Origin of the sequence: Paenibacillus sp. OAS669 (assembly GCF_014873645.1) — a bacterium.
Classification (GTDB): domain Bacteria; phylum Bacillota; class Bacilli; order Paenibacillales; family NBRC-103111; genus Paenibacillus_S; species Paenibacillus_S vulneris.
This window is the reverse complement of record NZ_JADBDR010000008.1, coordinates 213,260-238,395: the sequence shown is the minus strand read 5'-3', so window position 1 is coordinate 238,395 and position 25,136 is coordinate 213,260. Positions and strand designations below refer to the sequence as shown.

General features: G+C 52.2%; 26 protein-coding genes. 4 read left to right on the top strand and 22 right to left on the bottom strand.

The features are described from left to right. Positions 1–86 precede the first annotated feature (86 nt). The 4 genes from urtD to gerQ all read left to right on the top strand — a co-directional run bounded on the left by urtD (position 87) and on the right by gerQ (position 3,279). Positions 87–875: an urea ABC transporter ATP-binding protein UrtD gene (gene urtD, locus GGC63_RS19255; RefSeq protein ID WP_192703680.1), complete on the top strand. Its 789-nt coding sequence runs from the start codon at positions 87–89 to the stop codon at positions 873–875. Further along, the gene (gene urtE / locus GGC63_RS19250; RefSeq protein WP_192703679.1) at positions 862–1,557 is read left to right on the top strand and encodes an urea ABC transporter ATP-binding subunit UrtE; all 696 of its coding nucleotides are present in this window, start codon (positions 862–864) and stop codon (positions 1,555–1,557) included. Before urtD ends, urtE begins: the two co-directional genes overlap by 14 nt. Positions 1,558–1,840: 283 nt before the next feature. Continuing rightward, positions 1,841–2,668, top strand: coding sequence for an aldo/keto reductase (locus GGC63_RS19245; RefSeq protein WP_192703678.1), 828 nt, complete (start codon positions 1,841–1,843; stop codon positions 2,666–2,668). A 146-nt stretch (positions 2,669–2,814) separates the two neighbouring features. Next, positions 2,815–3,279 (top strand): spore coat protein GerQ, encoded by a 465-nt coding sequence (gerQ, locus tag GGC63_RS19240; RefSeq protein ID WP_192703677.1) that lies wholly within the window; start codon positions 2,815–2,817, stop codon positions 3,277–3,279. 285 nt (positions 3,280–3,564) lie between these two features. On the opposite strand, the gene GGC63_RS19235 is transcribed toward gerQ, so the two are convergent. From GGC63_RS19235 to GGC63_RS19130, 22 genes are all read right to left on the bottom strand, one after another. Then, positions 3,565–4,386: an ABC transporter permease gene (locus GGC63_RS19235; protein WP_192703676.1), complete on the bottom strand. Its 822-nt coding sequence runs from the start codon at positions 4,384–4,386 to the stop codon at positions 3,565–3,567. A gap of 5 nt (positions 4,387–4,391) precedes the next feature. Next, positions 4,392–5,204, bottom strand: a complete 813-nt coding sequence (locus GGC63_RS19230; RefSeq protein ID WP_192703675.1) for an ABC transporter permease — start codon at positions 5,202–5,204, stop codon at positions 4,392–4,394. Continuing rightward, the gene (locus GGC63_RS19225; protein ID WP_079912577.1) at positions 5,201–6,247 is read right to left on the bottom strand and encodes an ATP-binding cassette domain-containing protein; all 1,047 of its coding nucleotides are present in this window, start codon (positions 6,245–6,247) and stop codon (positions 5,201–5,203) included. Before GGC63_RS19225 ends, GGC63_RS19230 begins: the two co-directional genes overlap by 4 nt. A 189-nt stretch (positions 6,248–6,436) precedes the next feature. Continuing rightward, positions 6,437–7,744: an ABC transporter substrate-binding protein gene (locus GGC63_RS19220; RefSeq protein ID WP_192703674.1), complete on the bottom strand. Its 1,308-nt coding sequence runs from the start codon at positions 7,742–7,744 to the stop codon at positions 6,437–6,439. Between the two features lie 206 nt (positions 7,745–7,950). After that, a complete protein-coding gene (locus GGC63_RS19215) occupies positions 7,951–8,667 on the bottom strand; it encodes a KDGP aldolase (protein WP_192703673.1) in 717 nt (238 codons plus the stop codon). Positions 8,668–8,710: 43 nt separating this feature from the next. Continuing rightward, positions 8,711–9,811: a DgaE family pyridoxal phosphate-dependent ammonia lyase gene (locus GGC63_RS19210; protein ID WP_192703672.1), complete on the bottom strand. Its 1,101-nt coding sequence runs from the start codon at positions 9,809–9,811 to the stop codon at positions 8,711–8,713. A 26-nt stretch (positions 9,812–9,837) separates the two neighbouring features. Further along, the gene (locus tag GGC63_RS19205) at positions 9,838–10,494 is read right to left on the bottom strand and encodes a DUF4310 family protein (protein WP_192703671.1); all 657 of its coding nucleotides are present in this window, start codon (positions 10,492–10,494) and stop codon (positions 9,838–9,840) included. Position 10,495: 1 nt separating this feature from the next. Continuing rightward, the gene (locus tag GGC63_RS19200) at positions 10,496–11,284 is read right to left on the bottom strand and encodes a DUF4311 domain-containing protein (protein WP_192703670.1); all 789 of its coding nucleotides are present in this window, start codon (positions 11,282–11,284) and stop codon (positions 10,496–10,498) included. A 51-nt stretch (positions 11,285–11,335) separates the two neighbouring features. Beyond that, entirely contained in the window at positions 11,336–11,674 is a 339-nt protein-coding gene (locus GGC63_RS19195; RefSeq protein ID WP_192703669.1) for a DUF4312 family protein, read from the bottom strand. Between the two features lie 5 nt (positions 11,675–11,679). After that, entirely contained in the window at positions 11,680–12,045 is a 366-nt protein-coding gene (locus GGC63_RS19190) for a glycine-rich SFCGS family protein (protein ID WP_079912838.1), read from the bottom strand. Positions 12,046–12,050: 5 nt separating this feature from the next. Beyond that, positions 12,051–12,422 (bottom strand): PRD domain-containing protein, encoded by a 372-nt coding sequence (locus GGC63_RS19185; RefSeq protein ID WP_192703668.1) that lies wholly within the window; start codon positions 12,420–12,422, stop codon positions 12,051–12,053. Next, positions 12,413–13,546 (bottom strand): amidohydrolase/deacetylase family metallohydrolase, encoded by a 1,134-nt coding sequence (locus GGC63_RS19180; protein ID WP_192703667.1) that lies wholly within the window; start codon positions 13,544–13,546, stop codon positions 12,413–12,415. The genes GGC63_RS19185 and GGC63_RS19180 overlap by 10 nt, the downstream gene beginning before the upstream one ends. 2 nt (positions 13,547–13,548) lie before the next feature. Continuing rightward, on the bottom strand, positions 13,549–15,501 hold the full coding sequence (locus tag GGC63_RS19175) for a BglG family transcription antiterminator (protein WP_225948326.1): 1,953 nt from the start codon (positions 15,499–15,501) through the stop codon (positions 13,549–13,551). Between the two features lie 22 nt (positions 15,502–15,523). Beyond that, complete coding sequence (gene ptsP, locus GGC63_RS19170) at positions 15,524–17,263, bottom strand: phosphoenolpyruvate--protein phosphotransferase (RefSeq protein WP_192703666.1); 1,740 nt, start codon at positions 17,261–17,263, stop codon at positions 15,524–15,526. 46 nt (positions 17,264–17,309) lie between these two features. After that, positions 17,310–17,567, bottom strand: coding sequence for an HPr family phosphocarrier protein (locus GGC63_RS19165; protein ID WP_192703665.1), 258 nt, complete (start codon positions 17,565–17,567; stop codon positions 17,310–17,312). 336 nt (positions 17,568–17,903) lie between these two features. Continuing rightward, positions 17,904–18,434 carry a hypothetical protein gene (locus tag GGC63_RS19160; protein ID WP_192703664.1) on the bottom strand — a complete coding sequence of 177 codons (531 nt, stop codon included), beginning with the start codon at positions 18,432–18,434 and terminating at the stop codon, positions 17,904–17,906. A 137-nt stretch (positions 18,435–18,571) separates the two neighbouring features. Beyond that, positions 18,572–19,135, bottom strand: coding sequence for a HupE/UreJ family protein (locus GGC63_RS19155; RefSeq protein ID WP_192703663.1), 564 nt, complete (start codon positions 19,133–19,135; stop codon positions 18,572–18,574). Between the two features lie 25 nt (positions 19,136–19,160). Further along, positions 19,161–20,249, bottom strand: coding sequence for a hypothetical protein (locus GGC63_RS19150; protein WP_192703662.1), 1,089 nt, complete (start codon positions 20,247–20,249; stop codon positions 19,161–19,163). A gap of 123 nt (positions 20,250–20,372) precedes the next feature. After that, positions 20,373–21,383: a Gfo/Idh/MocA family protein gene (locus tag GGC63_RS19145; protein WP_192703661.1), complete on the bottom strand. Its 1,011-nt coding sequence runs from the start codon at positions 21,381–21,383 to the stop codon at positions 20,373–20,375. Continuing rightward, positions 21,376–22,395, bottom strand: coding sequence for a Gfo/Idh/MocA family protein (locus GGC63_RS19140; protein ID WP_192703660.1), 1,020 nt, complete (start codon positions 22,393–22,395; stop codon positions 21,376–21,378). The genes GGC63_RS19145 and GGC63_RS19140 overlap by 8 nt, the downstream gene beginning before the upstream one ends. Before the next feature lie 14 nt (positions 22,396–22,409). Beyond that, positions 22,410–23,501, bottom strand: coding sequence for a ComEC/Rec2 family competence protein (locus GGC63_RS19135; protein WP_192703659.1), 1,092 nt, complete (start codon positions 23,499–23,501; stop codon positions 22,410–22,412). After that, the gene (locus GGC63_RS19130) at positions 23,501–25,129 is read right to left on the bottom strand and encodes an extracellular solute-binding protein (protein ID WP_192703658.1); all 1,629 of its coding nucleotides are present in this window, start codon (positions 25,127–25,129) and stop codon (positions 23,501–23,503) included. Before GGC63_RS19130 ends, GGC63_RS19135 begins: the two co-directional genes overlap by 1 nt. Between the last annotated feature and the right edge of the window lie 7 nt (positions 25,130–25,136).

The window sequence follows — 25,136 nt, the reverse complement described above, 5'->3', positions numbered from 1 at the left end:
CTTGTTGTGCGCTGAGGCCAGTGTTCTTTTGGAAAACGATAGCCGTAAGCCTTCGACTTCGGAAAATCTAAGGAGGTCTTAAAACCATGATACAATCTTCAGCAAGAAAAGAAACGGCAGCCGATCTGGTCCGTGTCGAACAGCTAGAGGTAGACTTCGATGGCTTCAAGGCGATCCGTGGTCTTGATTTCTCCCTGCAGCCTGGAGAATTGCGATTCCTCATCGGTCCGAACGGTGCCGGCAAAACGACCCTGCTGGATGTGCTGTGCGGCAAAGTAAAGCCCTCCAGAGGAAAAGTAGCCTTCAAGCATATGGATCTGGCCAAGTACCAGGAGCATCAGATAGCACAGCTCGGGATCGGAAGAAAATTTCAGGCTCCATCCATCTTTGTCACCTTGACGGTTCTGGAAAATTTGCTGCTTTCCATGCGCCAAAAACGCGGTCTGCTGAGCTCGCTGATTACGAAAACGACTCCGGAGCAGCGTGACCGCATCAAATATTACATGCAAATGATCGGCCTTGCCGAAAAAGCGAAGCAAGTCGCCGGCTCCCTTTCCCATGGCGAAAAGCAATGGCTTGAAATCGGGATGCTCCTGATCCAGGAGCCGGAGCTGCTGCTGCTTGATGAGCCTGCCGCCGGAATGACGGACAGCGAAACGGAGAAAACCGGCGAGCTGCTCCACAAAATCAGCAGCCGGCAAACGGTGATTGTCGTCGAGCACGATATGGAATTCGTTCGGAACTATGCCAAAACCGTTACCGTTATGCATGAAGGCACGGTGCTCCGGGAAGGCACAATGGAAGAAATTCAAAATGATGCCAAGGTAGCCGAGGTCTACTTGGGAAGACGGGGTGAACGCAATGCTGATTCTTAATGCAGTGGAAGCCGCCTACGGCGAAAGTATGATTTTACGCGGCGTCAGCATGAAGGTGGAGCCAGGCCAGGTGGTTTGTCTGATGGGCCGTAACGGCGTAGGCAAGACGACGCTGATGAAGACGGTGATGGGGCTTATCAAGTCCAAAGGCGGCAGCCTCTCGTACAACGGGAAAACGATAACCGATTATACCCCGGACCGCCGCGCCAAGGCAGGAATCGGCTATGTGCCCCAAGGGCGGGACATTTTCCCTCAGCTGACCGTAGAGGAAAACCTGCTGCTCGGTCTAGAGGCCGCCGTGACTCGAAAGCATGCCATCCCCGAATCGGTCTATGAAATGTTCCCTGTCTTATGGGAAATGAGACGACGCAAAGGCGGGGACTTAAGCGGCGGCCAGCAGCAGCAGCTGTCTATCGCCCGCGCCCTTGTCGGAGAGCCCGAATTGCTGCTTCTCGATGAACCGATGGAAGGTATTCAGCCGTCTATCGTGATGGAGATTGAACAGGTAATCGAATCGATCAAAGCCCGCAGGGAAATGTCGGTTTTGCTGGTTGAGCAAAGCTTGACCTTTGCTACGAGCATTGCGGATTACTATTATGTGCTGGATAAAGGCACTATTGTAGCCGAGGGCGGTTCAGCGGATTTAAGCGAAGATCAGGTGAAGAAGCATCTGGCCGTATAAAATCAACCGCACGCGGCCCTGTACCCCGGTTCCATCCCCCTCAACTTCCCTGCTGCAGCTTTATCAGGATTTCGACGGAGATCACTCGCCAATGCTAATGACAGCCTTGACCCCCAGCCGGAGGTACAAGGCTGTCATTGTGTTTTCATGCGGTGCCGCCATCCCCGTGATTTTTTACCCGGTAACAAAGTATGGTAAAATAAACATGTCTGCCGACTCCCTCACAAATTGAGGCCGGTTTTGCGCAGTTATAGAAAAAACATAATAATGAGGAGGCACCTGCATGACTCAGCATATTTCCGACAGCACCGTTCTTAGCAACGGCGTCAAAATGCCTTGGCTTGGGCTAGGCGTATGGAAAACCCAAAATGGAGAAGAGGTCATTCAAGCTGTTAAGGCCGCGATTCAGGCAGGCTACCGGAGCATTGATACAGCCGCCGTATATGGTAATGAAGAAGGCGTCGGCACAGCCATCAAGGATTGCGGTATCTCCCGCGATGAACTGTTTATCACCACCAAAGTATGGAATGCCGACCAAGGCTATGACTCTACTTTGAAAGCATTCGATGAAAGCCGCCGTAAGCTCGGTCTGGACGTTATCGACCTGTATCTCATTCATTGGCCGGTGAAGGGCAAATATAAAGATACCTGGCGCGCCCTGGAGAAGCTGTATAAGGACGGTGCGGTGCGAGCTATCGGCGTAAGCAACTTCCTCGTTCACCATCTGGAGGATCTGTTGGCTGATTGCGAAATAAAACCGATGGTAGACCAGGTGGAGTTCCATCCGCTGCTGACCCAGCCGGAGCTGCGCAGCTTCTGCCCGCAGCATCAGATTCAGCTGGAAGCCTGGAGCCCGCTCATGCAAGGGAATCTCGATATTCCATTACTCGCTGAGCTCGGAGCCAAATACGGCAAATCTCCCGCACAAATTGTGCTTCGCTGGGATTTGCAGCATGGTGTCGTGACGATTCCAAAATCGATCAGCGCTAACCGCATTCAAGAAAACGGGAATGTGTTTGATTTCCAGCTTACTCAAGACGAGATGGCAAGTATAGACGCATTAAACAAAGAGCATCGCTTCGGTCCGCATCCGGATCACATCAACTTTTAAAACGGATATTCAAGCACAAAACAGCTGTCGTATGTTCATACGGCGGCTGTTTGTTTTTTCATCAAAACTAGTCTAATTGTCCAAGCCATCATAATAGGTATTAATGTAGGAGCAAATTAATCTTGTCTAAGGAGGAATTTGTGAAGATGATAAACAACCCTTTCAACAATGGGGGACCCCAGCCTTTCCGCAGCTACGGTGGATATCAAGGGTTTCCGCAAGGCTTTCAGGGGTACGGTCAGGGACAACAAGGCTCACAGACGATGCACCCTCCAGGCCCAGGCGGCGCATACATAGGCCAACCCCCTGGAGGCGGTGCTCCTCAACCAGGCGCTCCGCAAGGAATACTCCCGATCGAGCAGTCCTATATCGAGAACATTTTGCGTCTCAACTTGGGCAAGACAGGAACCTTTTACATGACGTATGAAAATAATTCCGAGTGGAATGCCAAGATTTTCAGGGGGCGCATTGAAGCGGCTGGACGCGACCATATTATTATCAGCGATCCGAAGACAGGAATGCGCTTTTTGCTGCTGATGGTCAATCTGGACTACGTCACCTTTGACGAGGAGCTTCAATATACGTATCCGTTCGCGCCAACTCCACGTTAATCCAATGCAAAAAAAAGAGTGCTTAGCAAGCACTCTGAGTCTGTCGAGAAACCTAGTTTTGCGAGAACTTTGCTAAATATGGAGGTGGGGTATTCCTCGGAAGAGTTTACGTCCGCCTTTGAAACCCGTGAAAATACCACTAAATCTGATCCCTTTCACGGGTTTCAACAGCGGCTGGAGGGGCATACCCCACCGTAGTATATTAGCAATAGTTCAAGCCTTATAGGTTTCTCGACAATCTGGAGTGCTTAGCAAGCACTCTCTTTTTATTCCCTCCAAAGCCGCCTACCCGGCCACACTCGAGTAACGCTTAAGCCCGAAGCTCCAAATGCAATAGGTGATGGACATCATCACTGCCGCTACGGCAGGCACTCCCCACATCGCCCAGCCGTACTCACCCGGACGAAGCAGGAAGGCTGCAGGGAAGAAGCTGCCGACCGCATACGGAATCAGGTACGTCAACAGCCCGCGAAGCAGCGGGTGAAAAATTTCCAGTGGATACCGCGTGAAATCGTAAAGCCAATTGACCGGATAAATGACCGATCGTATTTCCTGGACCCAAAAGGTCAGCACGCTGATGGTCAGAAGAACCGCGAACTGGATGACCGCGCTGCTGATCAAGGCGATAATGACATACAGCACCGTCCCGACGGACCAATGCATATTCAGATGAGCTCCCGCATAGCCCATAATGGCCACTCCCGTAACCAGCTGCCCTACACCATTAAGCTCTTGAGAGTTACCTATAGCCTGGAACAGCACGCCCACAGGGCGGATCATCATAATATCCAGCTGCCCCCGGCGGATATAGCCGGTTAAAGAAAAGGGCGCATTCAATAGGGTCTGATTCAGTGCCTTCCCTGTTGCCGCCAGTCCGAATAGGAAAACCAGCTCGTAAAAGCTCCAATCCGCCAGCTTGGGGATACGTTGAAAAATGACCGACAAAAAGACCAGCGTGCTTCCCTGGGCAACGATCCCCGCTATGACGGCAATCAAGGTATCTGCCCGATATTCCACCAGAGTCTTGAAATAAATCTTCAAATATTGGCCGTACATTCCTATTAAATAAGCGGCTTGCTGAAACGCATTACGCTGCGGCGCAATCATACCTGTTACCCCCCGTTAATCGTCAATCGCTTTGCTGCCTTCATCCACAGCAGGCGGCTGATCACAATCATCACAACAGCCCAGCCTAGCTGCTCCAGCAGCGATTGAACCATCTCCCAGCCTGTCAGACGTCCCGTGTAGATGGATAAAGGAATATACGCCATAGACTGGAACGGCAAATATTCCATCACCTTGCGCAGTGCGTCCGGAAAAAACTCAAAAGGAATCAGCGTCCCTGCGAAAATATCCACTACTGCCCTCTTCGCCAGCTGAACGCCAAACGTATTGGTAGTCATAAAGGAAATCATCATAATGATTGAATTAATGCTGAATGCGACAAAAAAGCCGATGCAAAGGCTTACAACAAAGCCTAACGCAGCCATCAGGTTTGCCGGAGGCGATATGCCCAAAATAAAAATCAAGAGCAGCATGGCCGGTATGTTGACCCACAGCATTTCTACAATGAAAAACCCCGCTGCCTCCGAGAACCGCTGCATTTGAAAATCGACAGGGCGAATTAAATCGAGCGCAATATCGCCATTCCTGACACGCTGCGCCATAGCATAGGTCGGAGCCCTTTCCGCCGGAGACCAGCGTGCGAAATTGATCGCTTGTCCCACCATGACGTACGTTATCAGCTGCTCCCACGGCAGTGCCGTCTCCGTCGAGTACAGATAGATCGCCTTCCACAGCATATAATACATGACGCTGAACATAAGCGTGGAGAGCAGCGTCATAATAAAATCAAAGCGAAACTGCAGCCTCTGGCGGACGGCAATCTGCGACATGCCTATCATGCGTTCTACCGCTTGCATCATCGGCCCGGTCCCCCCACGGCTGCATAAGCCGGCTTCGGCTTGGAATCTATGCCTTCCCGGTAGATGCGGCTGATCAAGGCATCGATGCTTTCGTCCTGCATCGTCAGGTCCCGCGGGTTCGCTTGTTGCAGCAGCAATCTCAATAGCTCCGACGTGTCCGTCCTGTGCTGGTCGTACGTGATTCTGACCACCTGCTCATCGGTATGTACGGCTACCTCCGCCATGCCTGCGAATACGTGCGCTGCGGCTGCCGCTGCCTGCACGTCCGGGAAGACTGCACGAATTTGGCGCTCCGTCGCAAAATGATCCTTGATGTATTGCAGGCTTCCGTCATAAATCAGGTTTCCTTTATCGATGATCATCGTCCGCGGGCACAGTCTTTCAATATCATGCATATCGTGGGTCGTCAAAAGGAGCGTGACATCCTTTTCCCGGTTAATGCTTTCGATAAACGCCCGGATACGTTCCTTGGCTACAACGTCCAGACCGATCGTCGGTTCATCCAGAAATAATATTTCCGGATCATGCAGAAGCGCGGCCAATATTTCGCAGCGCATTCTTTGCCCTAACGACAGTGTCCTTACCGGCCTCTCCAGCAAATGGCCGACTTCCAGCAGCTCCGAATAGTCCTTTACGTTTTGATGATAGCGCTCCCATGAAATGCTATACATATACCGCAGCATATCAAAGGAATCCTTGACCGGAAGATCGAAGATCAACTGACTTCGCTGTCCGAATACGACACCGATTTGATAGCTGTTCAGCTTCCTATTCCGTGCCGGAACTACCCCAGCCACCAGAATCTCTCCGCCGCTAGGCTCCAGAACGCCTGTGAGCATTTTGATCGTAGTCGATTTGCCCGCCCCGTTAGGCCCTAGATAAGCCACGCTCTCCCCCTTCTCAATCGTGAAGCTGATGTCGTCTACCCCCACTACCTGGCGCTTCTCCGGGTTAATCAAGCTGCGCAGCGCTCCGAATTTCCCCTTGCGTCTGACGTTTGTCTCAAACACCTTTCGCACATGTTTCACTTCAATTAATGACATCGTCTATCATCTCCCCCTGAAGCTTGTGATGCGGATAATGTATTATAGCAGACTTTTTTCCAGATTTGGCATATAAAACAAAAAATTCTGACCGAAATCAGAATGGGACTGGCGGGAAACCTGTGTGACCCTTAAGAACGAATTTCCAGCCGATCCGCAGTACTAATAACATCAGAATTTTTTATTTCATTATTTCCGCGCGCTATCAATCGCCTTATTAGCTGTCTCTTCAGCTTCACGCATCACGGTATTGACATCCTTGTTCCCCAGCACATAGTCCGGAACCAGGCTCACGAGAGGCTTCTCGCCGATATTCTCATAAGCTCCCTTCACCGGGATCGGAGCAAACGGCTTGTAGAATACAGCGTTCCAATTCAGCTTCTTGCTATAATCCGCTCCCATGGACTTGCGCACCTCTTCGCTCTTCAGCGGCGTTATAAAGCCGAGCTTGGCTCTTGCCATCTGATATTCGTCGGAAGCCAAATACTTGATGATTTCCATCGATTCTTCCTTATGCTTGCTTGTTGAAGCCAGGATCGCATACGTAGGTATCGGTTGGAAGCCCACGTTCGGCAGCTCCTTATATGTCGGCGCGGATACCATGTCGAAGTTCATGCCCTGCATATTCGGATCGGTCGCAAGCTCCGAGAAATATACATACATGGCGAGATTTTTCTTCTTGATGAACTCGTCCTTGCCCGGCATTTTGTTCTTGTTGTCGGTCAAATATTTTTTGAACCCGGAATCCTGAGCTTCTCCTTTGAAGACCGTCTCCATAATCGTCTTCCACTTCTCATTATGGAAGGTAGATTTCGACGTCTGCGCATCGACATAAGGAAGCGAGAAGTTGTTCATCAGCAGCATATGCCCCGTGTTGCCGACGAGCCCCAAATATTGCGTGCCGTCCACCTCTTTGCTCAGCTTTTTGGACAGCTCCGTCATTTCGTCCCAGGTCATTCCATCCTTCGGGTAAGGGACGCCGAACTTATCGAAGATGTCCTTGTTGTAAAAGGTAACGACCGACATCATGCTGACCGGCAGACCCCATATTTGTCCGTTCGCCATCGTCTTCATCGCATCGATCGTCACCGGCTCGAACCGGTTCAAATCAATGTTATTTTTTTTAATGAGGTCCGTGATGTCATACTGGATTCCCGGATTGATGACTCCGTCAATAATCCCCGTATGCGCCTCAAGCACGACGTCGATCGCCGTCCCTGCCGTGACCAGCTCCTGGGCGGTCGTCCCCTGCGTCCGCTGGATGTAGTTGAACTTCCAGTTCGGGAATTTCTTCTGCAAAAACTGGGTCACCGCCAGATGGAAATTTTCCGGAGAGGTAGCTCCGCTGGAGGTCAGCGTAAATTCCAGAGGCGCGTTAAAATCAATATCCTTGGCCGTCTTCCCCTCTGCATCCGGTGACGCCCCGCCTCCGCATCCTGCCGTCATTCCGCTTAACAAAGTGATTGTAAGCGCTGTTATAACAATGCTGCGTTTCATCAAGAATCCCCCTATCTTTTGAGTAAATTGGTTATTTTTGTATTATAGATCATGGAAATTATATTTTCTTCATAAAAATAGGCACAATTTGGTTATAAATTTCTTTTTTTTGTCCTTTCTTTTCAGATGCATCCATTCCTTCTACAAACAAAAACAGGGACCTACGGTTAAAAACCGTAAATCCCTGTCATCCCTAAACTGGTCTGCTATCTGCAAAAACGGGCCAGCTTCCTCACATCCTCGATGCGAGTCAAGCCCGTGGCCTTGTCAATAATGGAAGTGTAGACATGAGGAATAATATGCTCCGCACCATTGGCGGCGCACACTTCAATAACTTGGCCGATCGTATGAAGATCAATGCCGCCCGTCGGCTCGAAAATACGGATCCCGTATTTCACGGCAGCTTTGACCATAGCCGCCACCTCGTCCAGATGGTTCGTCCCTCCGATTGGATAAAACTTGACGGAATGGACACCGATTTCAGCGAGCATCGCTGCCGCAGCATCGCAGGAAACCGTTGCTTTCAAAGCTTCGCTCTGCGGTCCGGTCGTTATGATGACTTGACCCGGCGTACCGCTCGGAGTAATCAGCGCATTGACGATGGAATGTGTGCTGCCTGCGCTTTTCAATGCTCCCAGGGTATATCCTGCCGCAGGGAATACCTGGTTGACATGAGCCGGCTTCGTTTGGACAGCGACATCAGCTACCTTGTTCCACATGGCCGGATCGCCTGCGCCCAAGCCTACGGAAACAGGAACGCCCGCTTGTTGAAATTCGTGAACGGCAGCAACGGCCGCCTCTACGGTTGCGAAGTTTTTGACCATTAAGCCTACATATACATTGCCCTGTGCGGCTTCAACGATTTGCTTGGCATTGTCTGCGTCTTTCGCCAGCACGTTTAATTGAATCTTCGGATTACTCACAGTAAGTCCTCTCCTTCATATGTCCTGTTGTCGCTAGACTTCATTACTGAGCCAGTACCTCTTTAATTCTTGCGACAATGATTTGCTCCTGCCCTTCCAGTAGAGGACGAGGATCGATATTAATTAGGCCGAGATTGGCATAATGATTGCGCGTATAAACGGCAGGATTGCCTGCTTCCAGCTCTTTAATGACATCGTAAGCCGTTTTTCTCGTTACCTTGGCGTCAATGGCCAGCTGCGCGCGGTAGATGGCGCGGCCCGCTTCATCCTGAAGGATCGTACCGGTAACTCCCGGTGTATCCTTAAGCTGCTCGATCAGCCACTTCATGCGTTCCAGCTGCTTCTCGGATTCATCCGGCTTATCATCATAACGCTGCAAAGCGGTCAGGAAGCCGACAATGCCTTCCTTGCCGATTTTCATCGGTCTTGCAACCCCGTGATACTGGGCCCGGCAGGCTTCGATTAACGAGGCGCGTCCGCAGATCATGCCGGATGTAGGGCCTTCGATCGCTTTGCCCCCGCTGTAGACGACCAGATCGGCTCCCATTACGATATACTTGCGCAAATCCTCTTCAGCCGCCGCGTCGATGATCAGCGGAATCCCTTTTTCCTTGGCGATCGATATCATCGTTTCAATGGACTGCATGCCCTTTTGCACCGCATGATGCGATTTGACGTAAAACAGGGCAGCCGTGTTCTCATTCACCGCTTCGGCAATATGCGCTCTCTCCACATGGTTCGCCTGACCGACCTCCACCACTTTGCCTCCGCCGATGGCGATCATCTGCGTAATGGAAGCGCCGAAGTGAACGGCATGGCCCTTCTGGATAATAATTTCATTCGGCACTCCGCTCGTATGCGGAATGCTCTCGATCAAGGACAGCTTCGTTCCGGCGATAACTGCAGCGACGGTAATGGCCGTTCCGGCCGCAGCCCCTGTCGTAGGGCAGCCATCCTCTGCGCCGGTTACGGATGCAATGACTTTCCCTGCCGCTACCATCAATTCAGAAACATCCACGTAGTCTTTAGCGGCCGCGCTTAACGCCTCGCCAACAACCGGAGCGACGGCGCTTGCGCCGAGTGCGGTCATTTTACCGCTCGCATTGATGACTTTTCGGCAGCCGTATTGTTCGAATATACTCATGGCTTACTCCTTAGCTGAATCGTATTTTATTTCGTAATAATCGGGAAGAAGGCTCCCAGAACCATAGCTCCGATAATAGCTCCGCCGGCAATCGGTTTTTTGAAATAATAGAAGATCGCTGCGCCGACCGTCGCCCCGATGCCTACAGGAATGGATGCCATACCCGCAGAGATAACGATAAGCGGTCCCAAATACCGTCCGGCAGCGTTCCCTGCGCCCATCATCACATCAGCGCCGAAGGTGGAATTCGATGCATTGATCGTAAATTTGCGGATCATAATGATGACAAAGCCGACCAGAAACCCGAGTACGGCGCCTGTCAGCAAGGCCAGCGGGAATGAGGTTAGCGGAGCCGTAATGCCTGCACCGAGCATCAAAGCCGGAACACCGATCCCAAGGCCCGTTTGCAGCGAGCCGCCGATGTCCAAGATACCGACCAGCGGTCCTTCCAGGATACGGGCGAACAAGAAGCTCGCACCGAACGCCGCGGCTGCCCCGAAGCTTCCGCCTTTAATCCCTGCCTCCAGCAAGGCGACGATGGCAATATCATTGAAGGCCCCTACATGGTACACATAATAGAGATGCGTTCCGGCAAAAATCCCCGAAGCCAAGCAAGCGACAAACAAGGTAAACGCCCACTCCGAATACCAAAACCCTTTTTTCACTTGTTCTATTTGTTCCATCTTACTTCACCACCGATCCAAAGAATGCATGAAGATCAATCAGCCATTGCGGAATGACTTGCACGTTCAAGCTGTGCAGTAAGGCGACATCGAAGGCGCGGAAAAATCCGCTAAGAATATATAAGAGCACGACAGCAACCACGAGCGTCTTCGTAATGCGGTTCCAACCGCTGTCATCGACGCCCTTGCCGATCAGAATACCGAGCACCAGCCCAGGAACGGCATTCCCCATGACCAGATGCGCCAAGCCGCCTAACGCGGTCGCCCAGACGCCGGTTCTTTTGCCGGCATCCATCGCCGCCGTCCAGAATACGATAGGCATGATCGGATTGATCAGCCAGTTTGCCGCAGGCACCAGCACCTTGGTTGCAATTGCCTGCAGGGAGGCCGGGATCGCTGCGGCCGTAGAGTTCAGTACGGCTACGACTACGGCGCCGATAATAGCACCCACGATGGCCATCTTTTTCGGATCGTGCAGTGTTTCTTCCACGTTTTTGTTCTTCGCGAGCAGAATTGCAGCCGCCCAGTTCGGTATAATCCGATGATCGACATCCTGCGTTAATCCACCAGCACCGACAACGGAGGCCCATGCGTTGAACAAGAAGCCCAGACCGAACGAGAAATGCGCGACAGGATCGCCCTCGCAGGCGTTAAGCTCTCCGAATGTCCGGAATGCCCCCATCCCTTGAACACTGGGCGCATGAAACATCCGGGCCGCACCCGCTCCTACCCCAAACCCAACCAAAAGACCGATAATAATGGATTCGAATACTATCGTAAGAGTATTCATATGGTTCCCCCTAACTTGGTTTCCAACATCAATGGCATTCTCTCATCCCGCTCATCTCATCCGAAGAATGCGCTGTAAAGGAGGCAATGCTTCCGTCTGCTGTTCGAACGGAACCTCAGAGAGCATCACAGCCCGAATTTTCACATCCACCCGAATCGTAATGTCGTACCGGGTTCTCGTTCTTGGAAACAATAGGCCCAAAAACCGCTCTCTATAGGTGTGCTCCGTCGCCTTCAGCACCTCCACATCCTGCGGCTCAATCTGCAGCAGAATATCGGGAATCTCCTTGGCGATGTTCTTTTTCATTTGCGACAACGCATTCTGGAAAGCACCGGCCTTTGTCTCCGCCGTTCCGCTAACGATTATCGACTTCTCCATCACCTGGAACATGAGCGTTACCCCCTGTGTTTTTTGATATAAGCTTCCGTCAGCCTTCTACCCAGTTCCTCGACATCCATAAAGCCGAAGCCGATAACCTTCTTGCCGGCGTTAATAGCCGTCACTCCTGCATCAACGGAACGAAGTCCGAACTCCATCGGGTACTTGTATTTCGTATTTGCCGTTACGGCGCCCGCTCCGCCGCTGCCGCAGAAGGAGATGCCGAAGTCCGCGTTTTCCTTATGCATCACATCGCCGAGCTTCATATCTGCTCCGACGCCCGGAATAACAATCGCGATGCCGCCGGCCGCTTCGACCCCTTTTGCAACATTTTGTCCTTTACCCAAACGGTCGCCGATGACCACTTTTACTTTATTTTCCATGTCTATTACCCCTCTTCATTAAATTTGGCCGCTTCAAAATGTACGGTTAAATAAAAGATTTCCGCCGCGTCAAGCTGCCGCTCCGATGTCTTCAAAACCTGTTGAAGTACACGCTTGCTCAGGTCCACGAGTTCAGGACTCACTTCGTCAAACATTTCTTCGTCCAGCTCGGGCAAATATTCACTATTCTTCACTCTGCGCATAAAAGCCAATAAATGAATGCCGATGACTAATGTTTTCTCGTAGGATAAGTTCAAGCCGGATTCCCCGGCGATATCCGTCATGAAGTCCAGCACGGGTCGCAGCTCAGTGAGCTCTGCCTCTGTAACAGTGGTCTTCTCCGGTATTTCCTTTAGTAGGTTCTCCATCATTTGCATGGGTATATTTCTCCAGATTTCATGGTGTATTGTGCTTGGATCAGCTTGTCATAGTGCAGCGTTTCCTTCTCGGAATCGACCAGCTCGACCGGCTGCTCCACGATCTTAAGGATCGAAATGTCGGCGATCGTTCCTTCCTTTAACGTCCCGATCTCTTCAGATTTACGCAAAATTCGGGCAGGGGCCGCTGTAGTCCATTCAATAATTTGCTCGATGGAATAGCCTAGCGCCAAAAACTTGCTCATCGTCATCGTCAAGCTGTATACAGGCCCGTGAAGCCAATTTTCCAAGTACAGATCCGTGCTGATAGAATACGGCGTAATGCCTAATTCGCGGGCCTTGTTCATCGTTGCGAAGCTGAAGCTGGAGCTGCCGTGCCCGACATCGAACCGCACTCCGCGATCCAATGCGCGTTTGGCCTGCGGAATCAGCTGCCCGTGTTCATCAAGAATGCCTCCCCGTTTGCCATGAAAAGCATGGGTGACGACGTCTCCATCATCCAGCAAATCGAGAACCTCCCCCAGCTTTGGCGGGGCGTTGCCGATATGAACCATCACGGGAAGCTCCGCTCGACGGGCTACCGATTTGGCGACAGCCAGAGGATAAATCCCGTTTTCCTTCACAACCGAGCCGCTCATCCGCGCTTTGATGCCGATGATGGTGTCGGGGTATTCCGCGATGCGCTGCAGGGTGGATACGGCTGTCAGCCTGCTCATGTCCGCCAATTCGCTTCTTCCTTCCACCAGCCCCGGACTGGAAATGTTCAGCCAGGCAAGCACTTGGGTAGCACTTGGCTTCACGCTTCGTTCCAGAAACTCGGGGAAGTTCTGCTCGCCGGAGCTGCCGGCATCTGCAATGGTCGTTACTCCCTGATCGATCCCGATCGTATCCGGCTTCATCCCCATTTGAGGTACAGCCTCAAAAATATGAGCATGAATATCGATCAGGCCCGGCGTGACCAGACAGCCTTCCGCATTCACCCGCCGCAGGATTTCACCAACGGCTGTCCCCGGCTTCCAGATCCCGGCGATGCGATCTCCCTTGACGGCCACATCATACTTGCCGGAACGGCCGGTAGCCGGATCGATCACCGTTCCGTGCTCGATTAGAACGTCGATTTGCATAGTCATTCTCCTTTATCTAGAGGTTCAAAATATCTCAGAATCGCATGCAGCTCTCCCTCTGTAGCGCTTACATTTTTCCTCTGCAATACTATGTTCAATTCCTCTTTCAAAGCCATTGCCTTGATTCCTAAGAGAGGGCTCTCTCCGTACTGCGTGTAGGCCGTGCCAAAATGCAGCCGGTTGACCATAAAAAGAAGATGCAGGGTCAAGCCCTCTGCCCGCTCATCGCTCAGATAGTCTCTGAAATGAGCGATCACCTCTCTGCTAAGATCGTAGCCGGTATAAATAATGTCCTGCACCATATTCTCCAGCTGCCCTGCATCGTACGCGAGCCTTTCAGGTCTTCGAAGCCCCGCGGTGTTCCTCGCAGACGCTCTCGCCTTAGTGCTGCCGAGCTGATTCAGCTGCGCCTGTATCGCCTGAAAATCACGCTTTCTGGGAATGGAATGAATCACAACGACCGGCACGTTCACGTTCACCGGCAAAATCGAGATGACCAGGTCCACCGGCACCTGCTCCAATACCTTCTCCACATCCATCACCGAACAGGAAGCCGCGAATTGAAGGTGCTTGATTTCATTTTCAATGATCGTCATCAGCCATTTCGAAGTGCCTCTGCCCGTTCCGCATACGATAAGCGCCTTCCACTTTTGCTGTTCGGCTTTACGCTCGTAGGCTGTCTGGAAATGAAGTACGATAAAGGCGATATCCGGATCCGTCAGCTGAATTCCTATCGGCCCTAACACATCCGAGCAAGCCTGCTTCATATAATCGAACATGGACCGGTAGGAATGCATAATTTCCTTCAGCAGCGGGTTCGGCTCCACGACACCATAGCTGTGCTTCGTCAGCTTATCCGACATATGAGCCAGCAGGTTATTGAACAGCTCTTGATCCTCCGAGAAAGGAAACCGCATCTGCTCCGTCACATGCCGAATCATGTCATGGGTTATCGTGTACACATCCGGCAGACCCTCGCCCTTGCTGACCTCATATGGAAAAGGCGCAGCCATGCCGATAGCTTGCAAGCTGACGAACCATACGTCATCATCCGTCAGCGAGATCGTTTCATGCTCCGGGAGCATCGAGAGCACTCTGCGAAAAATTCGGAAGATGCTCAGGCTGTGCTCGGAGACATGCTCCTGGCTTCTCGCCTCGTTCTCCACAAATTCACCTTGCTGCCGTTGCCTTTGAATTACAATGCACAGCCGGATAAATACGCCGATGATAACTCTGTCCGACAAGAGCACGCCGATCTCGGCTTCCGTCTCCCTCACAATTCGGGACAAGGCTTCGAATAAGGCGTCCAAGTCCTGGACCGGCTCCAGAAATCTTGCCAATACCTTGTTAAAATGCAGCGCAGGCTTTTGCTGCTGGGCCACGCCTTGGACGATTTGCAGCATGTCGTTGCCGTCGAGCAAATCATGAATGACCTTCTCCAGAACGGTACGCCTTTGCCTCTCCGTTCCTATCAATCGAATGCCGAACCGGCTGCGCTCGAGCAGCAGCTGCCAGTCCCGGAAAAATGCCTCGGCAATCGCCAAATCGGACAAAATCGTATTGCGGCTGACGTCGTTTTTCTTCACCATCTCGCCGATGGTGATATGCTTGTCGCTAAGCAGCAAATCGAGAATGATACCGCGTGCGCGTTCATGCTGGTTGACGAAGACGTGGCTCCCGGAAGCCTCCAGCTTACTGAGCAGTCCGGTTCGCTCCGATTCGTCACACTCGATCCAGATGCCTTTGCTCGGATTGGAGCGCATGAAAATCTCCTGCTCCTGCAGCCAGACACGAATCGTTTCCAGATCGTATTTGATCGTCCGTTCACTTACATTGAACTGATCTGCCAGCTCCTTGACCCGCAATGGCGCAGGATCAAGGAGCATTTTTTTGAGAAGCATTCGTGAACGTGTAGAAAGTGCTATCGGACTCACCTCTGTTTGCAATAAGTTCATGTCCGACAAGTCCGCCGAGTCCTTAGGCTCTCCATTCGGCTATAGCCGGTACTCTGCTCTCCACATGAAGTTTGATTTGTTCTGAGGAGGTCATCTGGAGCACCTCTTCTGCGAGCCGCTTCATCTCATGACGATCCAGCTGATGGAGCAGCGCTCGAGCCGCGAGCACAGCCCCTCCGCTCATGCTGAACTCGTCCAGTCCCATCCCAAGCAGTATAGGTATCGCCGTCAAATTACCGGCCATTTCCCCGCACATGCCGACCCATTTGCCTTCGCGATGGGCGGCCTGAATGACGTGATCTATAATGCGGAGAACCGCTGGCTGGAACGGTTCGTTCAGATAGGCCAGACGCTCGTTCATCCGATCCGCCGCCATCACATACTGGACGAGATCATTCGTGCCGATGCTGAAGAAATCCGCTTCCTTGGCCAATTGATCGGCCACGAGTGCCGCCCCGGGCACCTCGATCATAATCCCGACTTCCATTGAGCGATTGAACTCGACGTTCTCCCGCTCCAGCTCGTTTTGCACCTCGGCGAGCAGCGCTTTCGCCTGTCTCAGCTCCTGCAGGGTAGCAATCATTGGGAACATAAGCTTAATATTTCCATAAGCGCTCGCTTTTACTATGGCACGCAGCTGCGTCTTGAACAGCTCCGTTTCTTCAAGACACATGCGGATGGCGCGGTAGCCGAGGAATGGATTCGCTTCCTTCGGCAAATCCAGGTAGGGCAGCTCTTTATCCCCTCCGATATCCAGCGTGCGGATGATAACGGGCTGATCTTTACCAAAAATCTCGGCAGCGACCTTATAGGCCTGAAACTGCTCCTGCTCCGTCGGGAATTGCTGTCTTCCCATGTACAGAAATTCGGTCCGATATAACCCGATACCTTCGGCACCGCTCTGTTTAGCCGCCAGTGCATCCTGCGCATTGCCGATGTTAGCGACTAATTCTACCCGATGCCCGTCCGCTGTCCTGCTGGGCTGTCCGTCGTATTTCTTCAGCTCGGCGCGGCGGGCTGCGAACCGGATTTGCTTGGCTTTATATTCCTTGATAATTGCCGACTCGGGATTGATATACACCTGGCCCAGGCTGCCATCCACAATGACGTAATCTCCCGTTTTCACCTGGACCGTGCCTTCCCGCGAGCCTACTACGGCGGGAATTTCCATCGAACGGGCCATAATGGCGGAGTGCGATGTCCTTCCCCCGATATCTGTAACGAAGCCGGCCGTTGAACTTCTGTCCAACTGAGCCGTATCCGACGGAGTCAGGTCATGTGCGACTAAAATAACCGGAGCACCCGATTCCTGCTGCGGCCTCGCATCCTTACCTTCGAGCAGCCTCAGCACACGGCTCGTAATATCTCGAATATCAGCTGCCCGTTCCCGCAGATGCTCATCCTCCATGCTCTCGAAAATCCCGATGATCGCCTTCGATGCATCGTCCAGGGCTGCCTCCGCATTGATGCGTTTGGAGAGGATAGCTTCCTTCGCGGCTCCCGTAAATTCTTCATCCTCGAGCAGCCAGATTTGGGACTCAAAAATTTTGGCCTGCTCTGAACCTACTGCAGCCCGGGTCTGTTCAATAAGCGCTTCCAATTGGCTTATGGCAAGCCGTATGTGTGCCTCCAGACGCTCCGCTTCTTCCTGTATTTGCTCCGGCGCGATCTCGTAGCATTCTACCGTATGAGTATCGTTCTTCAGGACCAACGCGGGTCCCATAGCAACTCCCGGTGCAGCGGCAATCCCTTGTAACAGCACAGTACCGCCACCTCCTTATCCTGTCATTCAAATCAATATCTCTTATCTATTCCAAAATCGATTCGAGCATGGCTCCGATGGCATCCAAAGCTTCCTGCTCCTGCTCTCCCTTTGTTTCCACAATCACTTTATCTCCACAGCGCATTTCCAGCGCCAGCACTCCGACGATGCTTTTCGCATTGACGCGTTTTTCGGCCTTGGTGATGAACACATCACATGGAAACGATTTCGCTTTTTTCATTACATCCCCTGCAGGCCTTGAATGGATTCCTAACGGATTCGCAATAGTAAATTCCTTCTGCATCCTCTTTCCTCCGATTATAGAATCTTGTTGATAGCTATCATATAACAGAGCAGTAAGCCGCATCTGCATTTTAACAATAACTTAACACTCCGGCCTTGCAAAGATTCAACCTTTTGCACCTTCGTTCGTGAGGCATATTGCAGGAATACATCTCTGCAATATGGGCGAGTCAGTTGAGAACCGAAAAACAAAGAAGCCGACCCTCCGTAAGGAGAATCGACTTATCGTTTCCTGTTATTGCGGGCGGCATGCACCGAAGTCACGATGAAACGATCGCTTGCCTTTGCTTGTTCATCTTCACCTGCATGAGTAATGCAATCTAATCTATGTGCGGACCTAAGCTAACGCCTGCTCTTGGTTGAGGCCATCTTGAGAATCAGATTGCCCGGACTCGGCCAGAGATGCGGCTGCCGATACAGGCGCTGCCCCTGCTCCAAGCAGTTCATTGGTTTGCACCATGATCTGGCCTTCAATAGCCCAGAACGTTCTCAGCTGCCGTTCCAGCTCGCCAAACTCCGGCTGCGAAGAAAAATTCGGGACATACCGGGCTTTATCCCAATACAGCATCGCCTGCTTGAAGCTGTCGTTCGCCGGGTAAACCAGCTGATTCGCCCATATTCCAATGGATTTAGGGGAATAGCTCTCCGTGGATAAGAAGCATTCTACGAAGCCCTGAGCCCGATAATGAAAATACAGCCCCTTGTTGAAAAAATGATAAAATCCGCTCCACGCCTGCGGAAGAAAAGATTGTCCTTTGTTGGTCATACGAAACATAATGTCCTGGATATGCTGCCCGCTGACGCTCAGCTGCAGCAGCAGGCCGTACAGCTTATCGAAGGTAGCCGCGTAAGGATTATTCCGTGCCATCGTACAAGATTCCACCTTTGCCTATGGATATCTATACTATATGCACCATAAGCCCAATCTGCTTCAGGCATTTTCGTATAGAGCTACCGCGCTCCATGAACCTCAGCAATAGTCCATCATGAGCCGCTAGCACCCAGTCACGCAGCCCATCCCAAACGCTGGATCAGCCAATACAGCCCTATGACGAAAATACATGCCGAGGTTCCCCTGAAAAACCAAGCGTATACCGGCTTTCGCCTCCGCAGCTGCACAAACAGCGGAAGCAGAATCGCAACAATTCCCAGCTGCCCTAGCTCGATCCCGACATTAAAAGAAATGAGCGAGGTGACCAGATAGCTTTGGTGAAACCCGATTTCACTTATCGCACTTGCAAATCCAAGACCATGGATCAGTCCGAACACGAACGTCAGTATCCAGCGCCAATGGAACGACTTGACGAAGAAATTTTCAACGGCCACATAGCATATCGTGAGGGCAATCCCCGCCTCGATCCATTTGGGATACACCGGCACGAGACCGAGCGCAGCGAGACAAAGAGTGATGCTGTGGGCGATGGTGAACGCGGTAATGATTTTTAATATGGCGGTAAACCGCTCCGCGGCGATAAGCAGCGCCAATAAAAAGAGCAGATGATCATAGCCGGAAAGAATATGCTCCAGCCCCAGGTTGATGTACATGAACACGACGGTCATCAAATCCATATCGCTTGCGCTTCCTTTCCATAGGTTATAGGCCCAGCCAGGCCGCCACGAACACCAGAATGAGCACAGGTTTGCGAAACCATCCGATTCCACGGTTCCAGCCGGTTGCAAGCAGCGGTCCAGCAAGCTGACGGGACCCGATATGCAGGACATACAGGATGCCGAGCCACGCAAGCCAACCGCCGGATGCATACAAAAGCAGAGAGATCATTCGGAATGAATGATCCAGCTGCAGCTGCCCGATCAATCCTGACGAACCCGTGCCCCAGGCAAGCCCGAGCAATGCGGAGACAGCCCTCCCGCTGCTCTTTGAAGCCCTGGTCCACCGGTACACCAACATGGCGCCAAGTCCAATAAGCACGGCATCATGCAGCCATGCAGCAGGTACCTTCGAAGCCAGCTTATCGGCTGCCGTAAGGCCGATCAAGCTGTACAACGAGGCCGTGGAGACCGAAGCAAATGTTTCTTTGACAGATCTCCCAGAAGCTGCGATACACAACAGGATAAGCCAGGCGAATAGACTGCGAATTATATGCTGTGCTCCGTACGCCATGTAAGTCCCTAGCTGCCCCGGATGAAACTTCGCATTGCCGTCCGGCATATAACGGACCGCTTCCGAATCCTTCTCCACAACCCAATGTCCGGCAAGCTCATGGCCTTCCTTGTACAGCTGAATGTAGTTCTGATGCCCGGCATCCAGATCATGAATAAACAGCTTGTACCGTATCGTAACATTACCGATGAACATGGGGGAATGAAAGGCAAGCACGATGCGCACAACGGTATCCTCCGTCTGCTTCTGAACAGCCGTTTGGACGCTAACCACTTCCGCATCCATTCGCTGTTCATTATTAAACAGCACAAGATGCTCCAGCACATAGGCGCTGATAGCCTCTTTATGCGCTTCAAGCTCCGCATCCTCCAACGATTGATCGCCGTTCGTATCGTACTGCAGCAGCATTGGAAACGGCAGCAGAAGTTCGTAATCTATGGTGTTCTCCTTCATAGTGACATAGGAGTACCCGTTATTGTAGTTATGCGCCTGAACGCTCAAGCAGGACAAGCAGAGCACAATCGCGAAGCCAACCATACTAGCGATGAAGCGGCGGCTCACTAAGGCACCTACCTTTCTTTTGGCATCCCGCTGCCTTATCCGTCGACAGGTCAACAACCGGACGGCAAACGGGAAACGGCGTTTACCCCAGCCTCCAGCCATGGATAAACGCCGCTCGCGTACTCATCCCATAATCTCGCTCATCGCGACGGATGCTTTTCTTTTGACGGATTCATATGCCGCCAGTGCAACGGCTGCAGACCGCATGCCGTCGTCGCCGCTGATCGGCACGGAGCCGTTTTCTTTAATCGTCCGGACAAAATCCTTCAGCATATAAGCATCCATCCGGTCGCCCCAATGGCTCCACTGGGCCTTGCCTGCATCGTTATTGTACACTTCGTTCTTTTGCCCGAACGCATCCACGCTGATCGTTCCGTTCGTTCCAATAATCTCCATCGTCACGTCGCCCCAGAACGGGAACGACTTGCTGCGCGACCAGCTTGTGTCAAGGACTGCAACAGCTCCGTTCGTGAACGTCACATGTACCATCCCGGCATCCTCGACGGGCAACTCGTGAAACAGCGTCCCCATCTCGGCATATACCCGGTCCGGCTCGCTGCCCAGAAACCAGCGCATCAGGTCCATCACATGGACCGTGTGATCCAGTACCGCTCCGCCGCCGGACAAGGCAGGATCTACGAACCAGCTGCCCGGCATCGAGCCGCGGTTCGTACCTTTGATCGCGACAATCTCTCCGATATCTCCACGGTCGACGGCCTCCTTCGCTTCAACCACCGCAGGCAGATAGCGGCAAGGGAAGGCGGTCATCAAGCGAACTCCGTTCTCTTCGCAAGCCCGGATCATAGCCTTCATCTCCTCCACCGTCGTTCCGAGCGGCTTCTCGCAAATGACGTGCTTGCCGGCCTTGGCGGCAGTTATGGTGATTCGGGCGTGATGGACGTTTTCCGAGCAGATGACGACCGCATCCAGCTGCTCCATCGCGAGCAGATCATGATAATCCTCGAAATACGGGATCCCGTACGAATCCAGTATAGGCTGTACTCTTGTCCTGCTCTCATCCGATATTCCTACGATGTCCACATCGGGCATCGATACCAGCTCACGGAAGTAGCTGCGTCCATGGGAATGGGCAAAGCTGATCATCCCTAGTTTCACTTTGTTCGGTTCAGACATGCGGCACTCCTCCCTTCAAGCCATGTGCGTCCGTATCCAGCCGGACAGGCTGGCCCGTCTTAGCCGAGGCCATGGCGGCAAAAGCGATCTCCATAGCCTTGTAAGCATCCCCTGTGCTCACGACAGGCTCCGAACCGTTACGCAGGCATTCAGCAAAATGCTCCAATTCATAATAATAGGGGTCATGGTAGGCCGGGCTCTTCGGCACCGCGACACGAGGGCGTTCCTCGTCTGACAGACGCGCTGTATGTACCCGCAGGGAAACCGCATCATCCGAATGAAACCGGAGGATGCCCTTGGTCCCGGCGAATTCGACCGCCGTCGTGAACGGGCCTGGATATCCCCAGTATCCCTCCAGATTCGCAATGGCGCCGTTCTTGTACCGGAGCGTTACCAGCGCGTAATCCAATGCTTCCGTCGTGCGTTTCATCGTGAACACCGACTCCGCCTCTCCGAAGACGCTGCGCATATAGTCGATATCATGAATCAGCAGATCGAGAATAACGCCCCCGCTTTTCTCCTCATCGTAATACCAGGACTTCGCACGTCCCGGATGGCCTCCGATCCGCTTCGTATGCATGACGCCCGGATCGCCGATAATACCTGCCCGCACCTTGGCGGCCAAATCCTTATAGCTAGGGAAAAACCTCACCACATGGGCGATAAACAGCCTGACATTGTTAAGCTTGCACGCTGCTATCATTTCCTCCGCATCCTTTAGGGACGGCGCAATTGGCTTCTCACACACAACGTGAACTCCTGCCTGCGCGGCCATCAGCACGAGCGGCTTATGCAGGTGCGTCGGCACACAGACGCTGACGATATCCGGCTGTTCTGCCGCCAGCATATCCTCGAAGCTCGTATATGCTTTCGTACCGTTCGCTAGCGCCGTTTTCTCCGCCAATTCCTTATCCATATCGCAAACTGCGGCTAATTCAACTCCGGGAACGGAGCTCCAATTGCGCGCATGGGTTCTGCCCATAATTCCGCAACCTACTACAACGGCCTTCATCTTCTGTTCTCCCCTCATTTCTCATCCATTTGCGCTCCCGGCATGGCGGACTTGATAGGACGCTTGCCTTCACGCTCCGTTATGACGTTCATCGTTCGACCGTCAGATGTAATCAACACATTCCCGTGCATTCCTGTTGAATACGCCGTAACCCCTTTCTTCTTGTACCGCTCCATCAGATTCGGACTGACGAACAGATTTTGGCTCAGTACGGAAATCTTCGGACTCACGGTATTCAGAAATACTTCCGAGGAGGATGTCGATTCGTTGCCGTGATGAGGCGCATGCATCATATCGCTCTTCAGCTTCGGTTCTGCAGAAGAGCCGATAAGCTCCAGCTCCCGATGCTTATATATATCCGCCGTGAACAGGAACGATGTATCTTTGTACGTCAGCTTGAATACCAAAGCGAAATCATTAATTTCCGCTGCCGAGTACGATTTGATTGCATCCGGCAGCGCTCCTTTCGGAGGGCTCAGCACCTCGATGAATACGTCGCTGCCCAGTTGGAAGGCAGAGCCTTCCTCAAGATAGGTCACCGGGATTTTCTTGGCGTTGACGGCTTCCATCGTACGGCGGTAGTAGCTTGAGTTGGTATAGGGAAAGTTCTCCATATAGAAGGCTTTCACTTCTTTGCTGTTCACCACCGAGGCGAAGCCGCCGATATGGTCCGAATGCGGGTGGGTATTCAAAGCTATATCAATGCTGTTAATCCCCAGCTTGTTCAAATAGTTCACTACCTGCTGACCCGCGTCATTGACTCCCGCATCAATGAGCATGGTTTTGCCGTCGGGCGACTGTATCACGATGCTGTCGCCCATCAGCACATCCCCGTCCAAGTACAAATACCGGACGGTCAGCAGCCCTTGGTGCCTCCCGGCGTCGAAGATCTCCGCGGTACGCAGCTTGTCTGCAGGCGCCGTGCTTGGTGCCGCAGTAGATGCCTCCGCAGGCTCCGACGTCCTTACCGGCTTCCATTGATGCCAGCCGACGGCAATAAGGGCGAGCAGCACCAGCACCGCCCCGGCCAGCTCGAGCCGTTTGCGCCAACGGCTCTTGCTTCCGGGAGCATCGCCTTGATTCCCTCTAGGCTCCCGCTCCGTCATTATTTTTTACTATACCTTTCGTAAGCGGCCTGGTACGTCTTCATATATTGATCGAGGCCCATTTTTTGCACCGTAGCCACATATTTATCCCATTCGTCGAACGATGCGGAGCCGTTAACGAACTTCGCTTCCATCTCGGTGACATAAGACTGAATATCCTTGCCGATCGAGGACATCAATTCGGTTTCGGTATCGGTGAAGTTGAAGTTGTTCCATATTTCCTTCACAGCGTAAGGCTGGGCTTTTTTACCGGTGGCAAGCGCCTCGGGCAGCGTCTCGGAGCCCTTGAAATATTTCTCCTGCACATAACCCGGATAGCTGCCTCCGAGCCATGTGAAGTATTTGGCCAAAGCCTGGTCCTGCGTTAAGCCTTGAGGATTTTTGGTAATGTCTTCGACATACTCGAGCTTTCCGTCAGCCCCCTCCTTATATGTCACGTCCTTCTGGCCCATGAAGTAGAACTTCGCGCCTTCCTCGCTGTAGAAATAATCCATCCATCGCAGCGTAGCTTCCGGATTTTTGTTCTTGTTGGTGATAGCAAATGCGCCGACATGGACCATAGGCACTTTGACATGAGAGTACAATTGATCGCCATGAGGCCCTTTCAGAGCGCCCAGACCGATATAATTTTTCTGATTCATCAGTGTAGCCGGATTCGGAATAACGGTGGAGCCAAGCACTCCCTTCTGTCCTTTGGCATAAAGTGCGCTGTCTTTTATCGTGAAGATTTCTTTGTCCAGCAGGCCTTCCGCGTACAGCTTGTTCACATATTGCAGCATTTCCTTATATTTCGGGTCGGTCTTCGTGAATCTCAGCTTGTTCGTGGCAGGATCAACGTCGACATAAGGATGTCCGAGTCCCCGGTTGCCAAGACCCCAAGCACCTTTCACCTGGTTGATCAGGTTGCCGATGCCGGCGCTGCTGTATGGAATTTCATCATGCTGACCGTTTCCGTTAAGATCCGTTTCTTTTACTTTCTTCAAATATTGGTAAAATTCCTCTGTCGTCTTGGGTTCTTCTATTCCCAGCTTATCCAGCCATTCCTTGTTGACCCACAGCGGAGTTCCGATCAGCATCGGCAGGAAGGTGGGATCGTAGAACGAAGGAAGCGAATAAATATTGCCGTCCGGCATCGTCAGACCCTTTTTGATATCCGGATATTTCTCCATCAGCTTCTTGAAATTCGGCGCATATTGGTCGATCAGATCATTCAGCTTGACGAAGACGCCCTGGCTTCCGTATTTGGAGAGCTCCGCTGCGGATAGTCTGGCAGAATAGAAAGCGTCCGGGTAATCGCCGCCTGCGAGAACAAGATTTTTCTTCTCGGTTAAATTTTCGAAAGGAACGAGCTCGAAGGCTACGTTGATGTTGGATTGCTTGGCGTATTCCTTCCATACCAGCGTATCCTCGAACTTATTGCCGTTGGTAGGCGATTTCCCCGTAAAAAACTTCAACGACAGCGGCTCGTTCACAATCGGCATTCCGCTTGGATTCACGTTCTTGCCCGTACCGTCGGCACCCGGCTTCGCCGCACCGCCGTTGTCGGAATTCGAGGAGCAGGCTGCAAGCATCCCGCCCGCCATCGTCATTGTAAGCATTGAAGCGATCCACTTATTGCGTTTTTTCATATCCAGT